The 12,853-nt window shown below is 73.5% G+C and carries 11 protein-coding genes; 10 read left to right on the forward strand and 1 reads right to left on the reverse strand.

Going from position 1 to position 12,853, the window contains the following annotated elements; genetic code table 11:
• The first annotated feature begins 22 nt into the window (after nucleotides 1-22).
• The 7 genes from CHR28_RS14085 (at nucleotide 23) to CHR28_RS14115 (ending at nucleotide 8,456) form a co-directional block, all read left to right on the forward strand.
• Nucleotides 23-1,198, forward strand: coding sequence for an alpha/beta fold hydrolase (locus tag CHR28_RS14085; RefSeq protein WP_094053937.1), 1,176 nt, complete (start codon nucleotides 23-25; stop codon nucleotides 1,196-1,198).
• Nucleotides 1,195-2,319 carry an effector-associated domain 2-containing protein gene (locus CHR28_RS14090; RefSeq protein ID WP_094053938.1) on the forward strand — a complete coding sequence of 375 codons (1,125 nt, stop codon included), beginning with the start codon at nucleotides 1,195-1,197 and terminating at the stop codon, nucleotides 2,317-2,319. The genes CHR28_RS14085 and CHR28_RS14090 overlap by 4 nt, the downstream gene beginning before the upstream one ends.
• A gap of 99 nt (nucleotides 2,320-2,418) precedes the next feature.
• Entirely contained in the window at nucleotides 2,419-2,652 is a 234-nt protein-coding gene (locus tag CHR28_RS14095; protein ID WP_094053939.1) for a hypothetical protein, read from the forward strand.
• A gap of 93 nt (nucleotides 2,653-2,745) precedes the next feature.
• Nucleotides 2,746-4,431 (forward strand): HEXXH motif domain-containing protein, encoded by a 1,686-nt coding sequence (locus CHR28_RS14100; RefSeq protein ID WP_094053940.1) that lies wholly within the window; start codon nucleotides 2,746-2,748, stop codon nucleotides 4,429-4,431.
• 112 nt (nucleotides 4,432-4,543) lie between these two features.
• Entirely contained in the window at nucleotides 4,544-5,767 is a 1,224-nt protein-coding gene (locus CHR28_RS14105) for an arginine deiminase (RefSeq protein ID WP_094053941.1), read from the forward strand.
• A 106-nt stretch (nucleotides 5,768-5,873) separates the two neighbouring features.
• Nucleotides 5,874-6,881 (forward strand): ornithine carbamoyltransferase, encoded by a 1,008-nt coding sequence (gene argF, locus CHR28_RS14110; RefSeq protein ID WP_094053942.1) that lies wholly within the window; start codon nucleotides 5,874-5,876, stop codon nucleotides 6,879-6,881.
• 144 nt (nucleotides 6,882-7,025) lie between these two features.
• A complete protein-coding gene (locus CHR28_RS14115) occupies nucleotides 7,026-8,456 on the forward strand; it encodes an amino acid permease (protein WP_094053943.1) in 1,431 nt (476 codons plus the stop codon).
• Here the strand turns inward: CHR28_RS14115 and CHR28_RS14120 are convergent.
• Nucleotides 8,413-8,880, reverse strand: coding sequence for an ATP-binding protein (locus CHR28_RS14120; RefSeq protein WP_094053944.1), 468 nt, complete (start codon nucleotides 8,878-8,880; stop codon nucleotides 8,413-8,415). The genes CHR28_RS14115 and CHR28_RS14120 overlap by 44 nt on opposite strands.
• Nucleotides 8,881-9,188: 308 nt before the next feature.
• On the opposite strand from CHR28_RS14120, the gene CHR28_RS14125 reads away from it, so the two are divergent.
• The 3 genes from CHR28_RS14125 to CHR28_RS14135 all read left to right on the forward strand — a co-directional run bounded on the left by CHR28_RS14125 (nucleotide 9,189) and on the right by CHR28_RS14135 (nucleotide 12,846).
• The gene (locus tag CHR28_RS14125; RefSeq protein WP_094053945.1) at nucleotides 9,189-10,016 is read left to right on the forward strand and encodes an enoyl-CoA hydratase family protein; all 828 of its coding nucleotides are present in this window, start codon (nucleotides 9,189-9,191) and stop codon (nucleotides 10,014-10,016) included.
• The gene (locus CHR28_RS14130; protein ID WP_094053946.1) at nucleotides 10,001-12,352 is read left to right on the forward strand and encodes a bifunctional salicylyl-CoA 5-hydroxylase/oxidoreductase; all 2,352 of its coding nucleotides are present in this window, start codon (nucleotides 10,001-10,003) and stop codon (nucleotides 12,350-12,352) included. The genes CHR28_RS14125 and CHR28_RS14130 overlap by 16 nt, the downstream gene beginning before the upstream one ends.
• Nucleotides 12,353-12,474: 122 nt before the next feature.
• Complete coding sequence (locus tag CHR28_RS14135; protein WP_094053947.1) at nucleotides 12,475-12,846, forward strand: CU044_2847 family protein; 372 nt, start codon at nucleotides 12,475-12,477, stop codon at nucleotides 12,844-12,846.
• Nucleotides 12,847-12,853: the final 7 nt, after the last annotated feature.

The following is a 12,853-nucleotide window of genomic DNA, read 5'->3' on the forward strand; positions in this document are numbered from 1 at the left end:
GTGTTCGTGTCACGGGGGGCGCATGACGGCGGTCGTCTTCGTTCACGGAACCGGGGTGCGGGAACCGGCCCTCTCCGCCCTGGTGGAGCGCGTGACGGCCGGACTGGCCGCACAGCGCCCCGGCCTGGACGTCGTGCCCTACGCCTGGGGAGCGGCACACGGTGCCACCCTCGCGGCCGGCGGCGCCAGCCTCCCGCCCCGGTCCGGCACCACACGCGGCCCGGCAGCGGGCCCGGCGGGCCCGGACCCGGGCGACGAGACGGCCGCGGCATGGGCCGTCCTCTATGACGACCCCTACGCCGAACTGGCCTCCGCGGCCGCCGCGTCCGGCCCGGTCGCCGAACGCCCGCCCGGCACGGTCCCTCCGCAGCAGCACATACGGGCGCGGCTTGCCGCCCTCGCCGCCCGGGGCGACGCACCGGGGGCCGAGGCCGGCCCCGGGCTGGCCCGGGCCGCCACCGCCCTGGCCGCCCACCCCCTGCTCGGCCCCGCCGCCGACGCCCTCGACCCGGCGGACCTCGCGGTCCTGGCCGCCCGCTCCCTGACCGCCCGCCTCGTCGCCGACGCCCTCGACGCCGACTCCCCGCTCGTCCCCGTCGGCGACACGCGGGACGCCGTCACCGGCCGGATCGCCGAGGCTCTCGGCGCACCGCCTGGGGGCACCGAACGCGGGCTGCGCTCCTTCCTGCTGCGGTCGGCCGGAACCCTGGCCGCCCGGGCCGTCGAACGCCGCCGCCGCGCCCTCACCGAGGCCGCCCACCCCGCCGCCGGCGACATCCTGCGCTACCTGAGCCGAGGCGCGGCCTTCCGGGCCGGCCTGCGCGCCCTCGTCGCCGGTCTGGAGCCGCCCGTCGCCCTGGTCGGTCACAGCCTCGGCGGCATCATCGCCCTCGACACGCTGATCTCCGAACCGCTGCCGCAGGTCGGCCTCCTGGTCACGGCCGGCTCCCAGGGGCCCTTCCTCTTCGAATCGGGCTCGCTGCCGTCCCTCGAACACCCCGCACCCCTGCCACCGCACGTGCCCGCCTGGCTGAACCTGTACGACCCGCGTGACCTGCTCGGCTACCTCGGCGCGGGCCTCTTCCCGGGCCGCGTGACCGACGTCCCCGTCGACAGCGGCCAGCCGTTCCCCGCCGCGCACAGCGCCTACTGGACGAACCCGGCCGTGTACCGCCACCTCGTGGACCACCTGCCGTGAACGGCCCGACGCCGTCCGTCGATCCGGCCCGGGTGCACGCCCTCGTCGTCGGCATCGAGACGTACGAGGCCGGTGACACCTGGCGCCTGCCAGGGCCCGCCCGGGACGCCGTGCGGTTCTGCCGGCTGCTGCGGGACGCCGGGGTGCCCGCATCCCAAGTGCGCCTGCATCTTGCCCCGTTGCCGCCGTACGAGCCGCACGTCCCCTACGAGCCCGCGGACCGGGCGACCCTGCGCCGGGTCCTCGTGCGCGAGATGCCCCTGGCCCAGGGCGATGTGCTGTGGGTGTGGTGGGGCGGGCACGGGGTGCTGGACCGGGCCGGGCGGCTGCGGCTGTTCTGCGCGGACGCGGGCGTGGCCGACAAGGTCGGGATCGACCTGGAGTCCGCCCTCGCCCGCTACACGAGCGACGCCGTGCCCGGGCTGCGCGAGCAGATGTGGGTCGTGGACGCCTGCGAGACCTTCGAGGAGGACCTCGCCTTCCAGGAGGCGCTGCCCGCCGACGCCCTGCCGGTGGGGCGGCCCGGCCACGTCCACCGGCAGATCGTGCTGCGCGCCGCCGGCCGTGGCAGGGCGGCGGCCAACGACCCGGTCCGCGCCACCGGCCTGTTCTCCGACGTCCTGCTGGGGCTGCTGGCCGAGCGGGCGGCCGCGCTGCCCGCACCGCCCGATCCGGAAGAACTGTTTCCGGCCGTTCGGGCGCGCATCGCGGCCCTCAGGGAAGAGGGCCGTACCTTTCAGCATCCGGAGATCCGGCTCCAGGGCCCCGATCGCACCGAGACCCTGCCGCCGCCCGTGCCGTCCGCCGCGCCACGGCCCCTCACGGCGGTGCAGCGGGCGGTGGAGGCGTTGCTTGCTTACCCGCTGATGCTGGACTCCGAAGAACGGCAGACGGTCGTGAGCGCACTCGATCCCCGTGTCACCGCGGTACTGCGCCGTCACAGCAAAGCCCGCACCGACGCCGTCAACATCCTCAGCGGACTCCGGCGGAACCCGGAGGTACTGTGGGACCTGTTCGACGCCGTGGTGTCCGTGGACGACGACCCGGAACGAAAGAGGGAACTCGCGGCCGCCCTGGCCGCGTTGACACCACCGGCGACAGTTCGGCGTGACTCGTGGTGAAGTGGCGTGATTCACGGTTTCCACCCCTCGGGGACCGGCCATGGCCATCATGGAAAGACACGGGGCATCGCGTGCCACCGTGCGAGAAGGGGGAGCATCTTGGACCAGCCGCCCGCTCTGCACCGCGCCGGAGCCGCCGCACCTGAACCGGTCGCCGCCACCGCGGGGACCGGTGTCTGGGAATCCGATCTGGCGGACCTCGCGGCGCTGCCCCTGAGCGCCGTGGACGGTCTCCCCGCCCTGCCCCCCACCACGCGCCTGCTGACCGAGGTGCTGCGCGCCCGCAGCAGCATGAGGGCCGGTGAAGGGCCGGGAGGCGCCCGAGCCGATTAGCCGCCCACGCCGTCCCGACGGCAGGCCCGGTGCGACACCCGCACGCGCACCGGGTCCCGCGCATGTCCGCCAAGCGACCGGAGGCCCGCGACGATGACCAGCGAGCAGCACCTCGCTCCACTCCGCATGCCGGACCGGCTCTTCGCGGAACTGGCCGCCGGAGGTGGCTCGGCAGCGGCCGTCGCCTTCCTCGAACGAGCCGAGCGCGCCCGCAGGTTGCTGCTCCTGCGCACCCTCCTGGGGCATCTCGACGCCCTGCCCACGCCCCTCACCCCGGTCCCCGAGGCCTGGCGGCTGCTCAAGGAGGCGGCCGAGAAGTCGCCCGAGCCGGTGGAACGCCTGCTGCTGGCGCCGGCGACCGGCGGCTGGATCTCCCACATGCTGCGCCGGGTGCACGGCACGGCGAGCGGGCCGCCCCTGTGGGCGGAGGCGGGCCACCTGAGCGCGCTGGCCCTGTCGGCCGCCCTGCACGCGGGCGCCGAGACGGCCCTCGACGTTGCCCTGACCGACGGCCGGCTGCACCTGCCCGGGCTCGGGATGGTCCGACTGCCCGAGGCGCGAGGGGGTTTGGAGGTCGGCCGGGCCACGACCGCCGGGGGAGAGCTCACGGTCACCGGGCCGGGCCGCGCGACCGGCCCGGTACGGGTGACGTGCCGTCCGCTGATCCAGCGTCAAGACACCGGCCCCTGGCTCCCGTTGCGCACCCTCACCCACCCCCGCCCCGACGGCGCGGCGCCCGTCACCGTCGTACTCGACGACCTCGACCCCTATCGCGATCTCGACGACCATCTGCCACCCGCCCGGCTCGACGAGGACGAGGCCCGGGAGTGGCAGCGGCTGTTCGGCGAGGCCGTGCGGATCCTCGCCCGCCCGGGGCCGCCGGGCCCGGGGCGGGTCGACCCGGGCACGATCCGGGCGATCGTGCCCTTCGGGCGCACGGCCCTCAGCCCGCCGGCGCTGCCGTTCGTCCAGGTGTCGGCCTCCAGCGGCGACTCCTTCGGCGGCATGCTGATCGTCCGCCCGGCCTCCGCGCCGGCCCTCGCCGAGACCCTGGTGCACGAACTCCAGCACAGCAAGCTGGCCGCCCTGCTGCACCTGTTCCCGCTGCTGGAGGACGACCGCGCCGAGCGCTACTACGCCCCCTGGCGCACCGACCCCCGCCACCTCACCGGGCTGCTGCACGGCGCGTACGCCTTCACCGGCGTCGCGGGCTTCTGGCGGGACCGGCTGGCCGGTCCGGAAGGGGCCGAGACGGCCGAGCGGGCGGCCTACTTCTTCGCCCTGCGCCGCCTGCAGAGCCGCCTGGCCGTGCGCACCCTGCTGGCCAGTGGCCGGCTGACCCGGCCGGGACGCGCCCTCGTCTCCGGCCTCGCCCGCACCCTGGACGGCTGGCTGCGCGAACCCGTGCCGTCCGCCGCCCTCGCCCGGGCCCGCACCGCCGCCGCCCTGCACCGCACCGAGTGGCGCCTGCGCAACGTCGACCCGGCGGCGGCACAGCCGGACGGTCCGCTCTTCCGCCCCGACCGCACCCCCTGGCCCGACGTCCGCACCCAGGCCTTCGCCACCCGGCCGGCCGCGCCGCGCACCGCCGACGAGCACCTCGCCGCCGGGGACGCGGCCGCCGCGCTCGCCGGGTACGCCGACCGGCTGGCCCGCGACCCGGCCGAGCCGCACGCCCTGGCCGGCTGGATCGTCGCCCGGGCCGCCCTCGAACCGGGCCGCGCCACCCGCCGCATGCTGGCCCGCCCGGAACGCCTCCAGCCCTTGCCCAGCGGCTGACGCGCCGGCGCCTGCCTCCGGACCTCGTTGTCGTCACCCCGACGCGAACAGAAGTGCGGCGAAACCCCGCGAGGAGCGCGTCAACCCGTGCCCCGGCGGTCAGGATGAAGGCATGGCATACCACGTCCACTCCGAGGCCGGGCGGCTGCGCCGCGTCATCCTGCACCGGCCCGACCTCGAGCTCAAAAGGCTCACCCCGAGCAACAAGACCTCGCTGCTCTTCGACGACGTGCTGTGGGTGCGCAGGGCCCGCGCCGAGCACGACGGGTTCGCCGACGTGCTGCGCGACCGGGGCGTCACCGTCCACCTCTTCGGTGACCTGCTGGCCGAGACGCTGGAGGTTCCCGAGGCGAGATCCCTCGTCCTGGACCGGGTCTTCGACGAGAAGGAGTACGGCCCGCTGGCCACCGACCACCTCAGAGCCGCCTTCGAGGACCTGCCCGGGCGGGAGCTGGCGGAGGTGCTGGTCGGCGGCATGACGAAGCGCGAGTTCCTCGACGTGCACCCCGAGCCGACCTCGGTGCGCTTCCACGCCATGGAGCTCGACGACTTCCTGCTGGGCCCCCTGCCCAACCACCTCTTCACCCGGGACACCTCCGCCTGGATCTACGACGGCGTGTCCATCAACGCCATGCGGTGGCCCGCCCGGCAGCGCGAGACCGTGCACTTCGAGGCGATCTACCGGCACCACCCGCTCTTCCGCGACGAGACCTTCCGCCTCTGGTCGGAGGGGCAGGCCGACTACCCGTCCACCATCGAGGGCGGGGACGTGCTGGTCATCGGCAACGGGGCCGTGCTCATCGGGATGAGCGAGCGGACCACGCCACAGGCCGTGGAGATGCTCGCGCACAAGCTGTTCGCCGCCGGGTCGGCGCAGACGATCGTCGCCCTCGACATGCCGAAGCGCCGGGCCTTCATGCACCTGGACACCGTGATGACGATGGTCGACGGCGACACCTTCACCCAGTACGCGGGCCTCGGCATGCTCCGCTCCTACACCATCGAGCCGGGCGTCGGCGAGAAGGAGCTGAAGGTCACCGACCACCCGCCGGAGCACATGCACCGCGCGATCGCAGCGGCCCTCGGCCTGAACGAGATCCGCGTGCTGACCGCGACCCAGGACGTGCACGCCGCCGAGCGGGAGCAGTGGGACGACGGCTGCAACGTGCTCGCCGTGGAGCCCGGCGTGGTCGTCGCCTACGAGCGGAACGCCACCACCAACACCCACCTGCGCAAACAGGGCATCGAGGTGATAGAGATCCCGGGCAGCGAACTGGGCCGGGGACGGGGCGGACCTCGGTGCATGAGCTGCCCGGTCGAACGCGACCCCGTGTGAGGACGGCGGGCACGGGCGCCCCCGCTCCGCATAGGCATGCTGAGTCTCGTATGATATTCCAGCAGTCCGTGTCCCTGTTCCCGTCCCGTATCCCTGGAGCGCCCCCATGGCGACAGTCCCGACCGCCCTCGCCGGCCGCCACTTCCTCAAGGAGCTGGACTTCACCGAGGAGGAGTTCCGCGGGCTGGTCGAGCTGGCCGCCGAGCTGAAGGCCGCCAAGAAGGCCGGGACCGAGACCGCGTACCTGCGGGGCCGGAACATCGCGCTGATCTTCGAGAAGACCTCCACCCGCACCCGCTGCGCGTTCGAGGTCGCGGCCGCCGACCAGGGCGCCTCGACCACGTACCTCGACCCCTCCGGCTCCCAGATCGGGCACAAGGAGTCGGTCAAGGACACCGCGCGGGTGCTGGGCCGGATGTACGACGCGATCGAGTACCGGGGCGACAGCCAGCGGAAGGTGGAGGAGTTCGCGCGGTTCGCCGGGGTTCCCGTCTACAACGGGCTCACCGACGACTGGCACCCCACCCAGATGCTCGCCGACGTGCTGACCATGACCGAGCACTGCGCCAAGCCGCTGACGGAGACCGCCTTCGCCTACCTCGGCGACGCCCGCTTCAACATGGGCAACTCCTACCTGGTCACCGGCGCCCTGCTCGGCATGGACGTACGGCTCGTCGCCCCGAAGGCCTACTGGCCGGCCGAGGAGGTCGTCGACCGGGCCCGCGCGCTCGCCGAGAGCAGCGGCGCCCGGATCACGCTCACCGAGACCGTCGACGAGGGCGTCCGCGGCGCCGACTTCGTCGCCACCGACGTGTGGGTCTCCATGGGCGAGCCGAAGGAGGTCTGGGACGAGCGCATCACCGCCCTCGCCCCCTACGCCGTGACCATGGACGTCCTGCGCGCCACCGGCAACCCGGACGTGAAGTTCCTGCACTGCCTGCCCGCCTTCCACGACCTGGGCACGAAGGTCGGCCGGGAGATCCACGCCTCGCACGGCCTGGACCACCTGGAGGTCTCCGACGAGGTCTTCGAGTCGGCCCACTCGGTCGTCTTCGACGAGGCGGAGAACCGGATGCACACCATCAAGGCCGTCCTGGTCGCGACCCTGGCCTGAACGACCCCCCTCCCACGGCGATCGTGGCAACCCTCGCCTGAACAGGCCTTATGCTGACCGGCGGCCCGGAACCACCCCCCTTCCGCGGCCGTCCGCGCGACGCACCCGTCGCACCCCGCACCACCAGAAACGAGCACCACCCGCATGCCCCGCTACAAGTCGCCCCACCTGCTGGTGGCCGAATCCGGCGCCGACCGCGAAGGCCACGGCCTCAAGCGCACGATGGGCCTCTTCCAGCTTGTCTGCTTCGGCGTCGGCGCGATCGTCGGCACCGGCATCTTCGTCGGCCTGTCCGACTCGGTCGCCCAGGCCGGTCCGGCCGTCGTCGTCTCTTTCATCCTCGCCGCGATCACCTGCGTCTTCACCGCGTTCGCCTTCGCCGAGCTGGGCGGCGCGATCCCGGTCTCCGGCTCCTCGTACTCCTTCGCCTACGCCGGGCTCGGCGAGGGCACGGCCTTCCTCGTCGGCTGGTGCCTGCTGCTGGAGTACGGCGTGTCGGTGTCCGCGGTGGCGGTCGGCTGGAGCCAGTACGTCAACGAGCTCCTCGACAGCCTCGTCGGACTGCGGCTCCCCGCGGCCCTGTCGGCCGGCCCCGCCGAGGGCGGCGTGATCAACCTCCCGGCCGTGATCGTCATCGCCATGGCCGCCGTCCTGCTGGTCCGCGGGGTGCGCGAGAGCGCCCGGGCCACCGCCGCGATGGCCGTCCTCAAGCTCGCCGTGCTCGTGGCCTTCGTCGCGATCGGCTTCACCGCCTTCCAGGACGGCAACCTCACCCCGTTCTCGCCGGAGGGCCTGGCCGGCATCGGCGCGGGCACCACCGCCGCCTTCTTCTCGTACATCGGCTTCGACGCGATCACCACGGCCGGTGAGGAGGCGAAGAACCCCCGCCGGGACATCCCGGTCGCGATCCTGGTCTGCATCGGCCTGGTCACCGTGCTCTACTGCGCGGTCGCGCTCGCCGCGATCGGCGCCATCGGCGGCGACGCGGTCGGCGGCCGTCCCGCCGCGCTGTCCTACGTGGTCAACCAGGTCACCGGCGCCACCGTCGGCGGCGGCGTGATCGCCTTCGGCGCGGTCGTCGCCATCGCCTCCGTGGTGCTCGCCGTGATGTACGGCCAGACCCGCATCCTCATGTCGATGTCCCGTGACGGGCTCATCCCGCGGGTCTTCGAGAGGGTCTCGCCGAAGACCTCCACCCCGGTCGCCGGCACGCTGATCGTCGCGCTCGTCTTCGCGCTGCCCGCCGCCTTCGCGCCGCTGGACGCGGTGGTCAACCTGTGCACCATCGGCACGCTCGCCATCATGGCCGTCGTCAACATCGCGGTCATCGTCCTGCGCCGCCGCGAGCCGGACCTCGCCCGCACCTTCCGGGTGCCGCTGTACCCGCTCACCCCGCTGCTCGGCGTCGGCTTCTGCCTGTACCTGATGTACGAGACGGGCCGGGCGACCTGGCTCCAGTTCGCCGTGTTCCTCGCGGTGGGCGCGGCCCTGTACCTGCTCTACGGGCGCCGGAACTCGCGGCTGGCCCGCGTCACGCCGACGGACGCCGCTGAGCGGGTACCGCAGGGAGTCTGAACCAGACCGCTTTGCCCGACTCGGTGGGCCGGTGTCCGCAGGAGGAGCTCAGGGCGCGGATCAGCAGCAGCCCGCGCCCGTGCTCCTGCCAGGGGTCGGGCGGCCCGCCGGCCGGGCAGGTGAGGTCGCCGGGCGGAGCCGGGTCGGTGTCGTGCACCTCGACCTGGCAGCCCGACGGCTTCAACTCCACGACCAGCTCTATCGGCGTCTCGCCGGAGGTGTGCTCCACGGCGTTGGCCACCAGCTCCGCCGTGAGCAGCTCGGCGGTGTCGCAGTCCGCCCCGTGCTCCACCTCGGCCAGCGCCGTACGGACCAGGGCACGGGCCACCGGCACCGCCGCGGCGGTGTGCGGCAGCGCGACGCGCCAGGAGGCGGGGGCTGAGGGGAGTTCGTACAAGGCGGGTCCGTTCATGGAGCAGGACATCCTGCTTTCAACCTTATGAATGGTACGGCGCCACTTCCCGGACGCTTCCGAGGGGCACCGGCGGGGGCACCGTCGCCCCCCTTGCCGACGGCTTACCCAGGTGAACGCGGTGCCGCGCACGGCTGCTCCCTACCGTTACGCCGGTGTGGACGAGCTGTGACGGATGTGACCGGCCCGGAGCACTCCCGGACTCACCGGATTCCTACCCGCACGGCCTATCGCGCACTCATGACGACAGTCACGGATGAGTGATAGCTTCGAGGGGTAGAGCTCTGTGAGGCAGTGCCCGCCCTAGGAGGCCGCCCGTCATGAGTCCCTTCACCGGCTCCGCCGCGCGCACCCCCGGCTGGGAGCATCTGCGCGTCGACCTGGCCGACGGCGTCGCGACCGTCACCCTGGCCCGCCCCGCCAAGCTCAACGCGCTCACCTTCGGCGCCTACGCCGACCTGCGCGACCTGCTCGCCGAGCTGTCCCGGGAGCGGTCCGTGCGGGCCCTGGTGCTGGCCGGCGAGGGGCGCGGCTTCTGCTCCGGCGGTGACGTCGACGAGATCATCGGCGCCACGCTCGCCATGGACACCGCCCAGCTCCTCGACTTCAACCGGATGACCGGCCAGGTGGTCCGCGCGATCCGCGAGTGCCCGTTCCCGGTGATCGCCTCCCTGCACGGCGTGGCGGCGGGCGCCGGGGCGGTCCTGGCCCTGGCCGCCGACTTCCGGGTCGCCGACCCCACCACCCGCTTCGCGTTCCTCTTCACCCGCGTCGGCCTCTCCGGCGGCGACATGGGCGCGGCCTACCTGCTGCCCAGGGTCGTCGGCCTGGGCCACGCCACCCGCCTGCTGATGCTGGGCGACCCGGTCCGCGCCCCCGAGGCCGAGCGCATCGGCCTGATCAGCGAACTGACCGAGGAGGGTGAGGCCGACGAGACGTCGCAGCGGCTGGCCCACCGCCTGGCGGAGGGCCCCGCCCTGGCCCACGCCCAGACCAAGGCCCTGCTCACGGCCGAGCTGGACATGCCCCTGGCGGCCTCGGTCGAACTGGACGCCTCCACCCAGGCCCTGCTGATGACCGGGGAGGACTACGCGGAGTTCCACGCGGCCTTCACCGAGAAGCGCCCGCCGAAATGGAGCGGACGATAGTGGACACGCCTCAAGGGGCGCGGGGAACCGCGCGGGCAACCACCGGACGCCCGCAGTCGCACACCGGGCCGGACCACCCCCTGCGCGTCGCCGTCATCGGCGGCGGCCCCGGCGGCCTCTACGCCGCCGCCCTGCTCAAACGCCTCGACCCCACCCGCGACATCACCGTCTGGGAACGCAACGCCCCCGACGACACCTTCGGCTTCGGCGTGGTCCTGTCCGACGAGACCCTCGGCGGCATAGAGCACGCCGACCCCACCGTCTACCGGGCCCTCCAGCGGGACTTCGTCCGCTGGGACGACATCGACATCGTCCACCGGGGCGTACGCCACACCTCAGGCGGCCACGGATTCGCCGCGCTCGGCCGCCGGCGTCTGCTGGAGATCCTCCACACCCGCTGCCGCGACCTCGGCGTCCGCCTCCGCTTCCGCACCGGGGCGCCCGACGACCTCCCGCACACCCACGACCTGGTCGTCGCCGCGGACGGCATCCACAGCACCACCCGCGACAGGTACGCGGACGTCTTCCGTCCCCGGGCCACCGCACACCGCTGCCGCTACATCTGGCTCGCCACCGACTTCCCGTTCGGATCCTTCCGCTTCGACATCGCCGAGACCGAACACGGCGTGATGCAGCTCCACGGCTACCCCTACGCGCCGGACGCCTCCACCGTGATCATCGAGATGCGCGAAGAGGTCTGGCGGGCGGCCGGCTTCGACGAGCTCGGCGAGGCCGAGTCGATCGAGCGCTGCGCCAAGATCTTCGCCGAGGCGCTCCACGGCCGGCCCCTGCGGTCGAACAACTCCACCTGGACGACGTTCCGCACGGTCGTCAACGAGCGCTGGTCGCACGGCAACGTCGTGCTCCTCGGCGACGCCGCCCACACCGCCCACTTCTCCATCGGCTCCGGCACGAAGCTGGCCGTCGAGGACGCCCTGGCGCTCGCGGCCTGCCTTCAGGAGCAGGACTCCCTGCCCGAGGCGCTGACCGCCTACGAGGCCGAGCGGCGCCCGGTCGTCGCCTCCACGCAGCGGGCGGCACGGGCCAGCCTGGAGTGGTTCGAGAACCTCGCCCTCTACCTGGACCAGCCGCCCCGCCAGTTCGCCTTCAACCTGCTCACCCGCAGCCGCCGCGTCACCCACGACAACCTCCGCCTGCGCGACGCGCACTTCACCCAGGCGGTGGAGCGGGAGTTCGGCTGCCCGCCCGGCACACCCCCCATGTTCACCCCGTTCCGGCTGCGCGGCCTGACCCTGCGCAACCGGGTCGTCGTCTCGCCCATGGACATGTACTCGGCGGTCGACGGCGTCCCCGGCGACTTCCACCTCGTCCACCTGGGCGCGCGGGCACTGGGCGGGGCGGGGCTGGTGGTGACGGAGATGGTGTGCGTCAGCGAGGAGGGCCGGATCACGCCCGGCTGCGCCGGCCTCTACACCGGACGGCAGGCCGAGGCCTGGAAGCGGATCACGGACTTCGTGCACGCGCAGGCCCCCGGCACGGCGATCGGCGTGCAGCTCGGCCACAGCGGCCGCAAGGGCTCCACGAAGGTGATGTGGGAGGGCATGGACGAGCCGCTGCCGGAGGGCAACTGGCCGCTCGTGGCCGCCTCGCCGCTGCCCTACAAGCCTTCCGGCCAGACGCCGCGCGAGCTCTCCCGCGCCCAGCTCACCGATCTGCGCGAGCAGTTCGCCGCCGCGGCCTGCCGTGCCGCCCGGGCCGGCTTCGACCTGCTCGAACTGCACTGCGCCCACGGCTATCTGCTCTCCGGCTTCCTCTCGCCGCTGACCAACCGCCGCACCGACGCCTACGGCGGCAGCCTGGACAAGCGGCTGCGCTTCCCGCTGGAGGTCTTCGACGCCGTGCGCACCGCGTGGCCGGGGGAGCGGCCCATGACGGTCCGCATCTCCGCGACCGACTGGGCCGAGGGCGGCACGAGCGCCGAGGAGGCCGTGGAGATCGCCCGGGCCTTCGCCGCGCACGGCGCCGACGCGATCGACGTGTCGACAGGGCAGGTCGTGGCGGACGAGCGGCCCGACTTCGGACGCTCGTACCAGACGCCCTTCGCGGACCGGATCCGGCACGCCACCGGCGTCCCGGTGATCGCGGTCGGCGCGATCTCCTCCTGGGACGACGTCAACTCCCTGATCCTGGCGGGCCGCACGGACCTGTGCGCCCTGGCCCGCCCGCACCTCTACGACCCGCACTGGACCCTGCACGCGGCCGCCGAACAGGGCTACACGGGCCCGGCCGCCCCCTGGCCGGCCCCCTACCGCGCGGGCAGCCGCCGCCCCCGCACGGGCCGCACGGACGCCCCCAAGCCGCGGCTGAGCCTGTGAGGTGACGGCGGTTTCGAGCCGAACCGCAGCCTGAAGGGCGGAGGTTGCCTATCCGGCAGCGGCCTGTTACTACGCTGAGTCGTCATCCGTTCACTACGGCATCGAAGGACAGACAGCCACCGATGACGGCCATCACCAGCATCCGACTCGACGACGGCTCGCTGCTGCGCGTCGAGACCACGGCACCGGCTTCGCCGCACACCGTGGCAGAGGACCCCTACGAACCCATCCGCCGACCGCGCCCGGCGGATGACGTGACGGGCGCGGCGGACACCCTGCGCAGCGCCGTCGACCGGGTCCGTCCGGCGATCGCGGACATTGTGGGCTCCCTGCGCTCCCTGCCTCGCCGTCCCGACCGGATCACACTGGAGTTCGGGGTGAAGGTGACCACCGAGGCAGGAGTGGTCGTGGCAAGGACCGCGGCCGAGGCACACTTCACGGTCGGCGTCGAGTGGGACGCCGCGAGCGTCGCCGGAACCACCGATGCCGGCTAGTTCCCTA

The organism is Streptomyces sp. XY006 (genome assembly GCF_002237655.1).
GTDB lineage: Bacteria > Actinomycetota > Actinomycetes > Streptomycetales > Streptomycetaceae > Streptomyces > Streptomyces levis.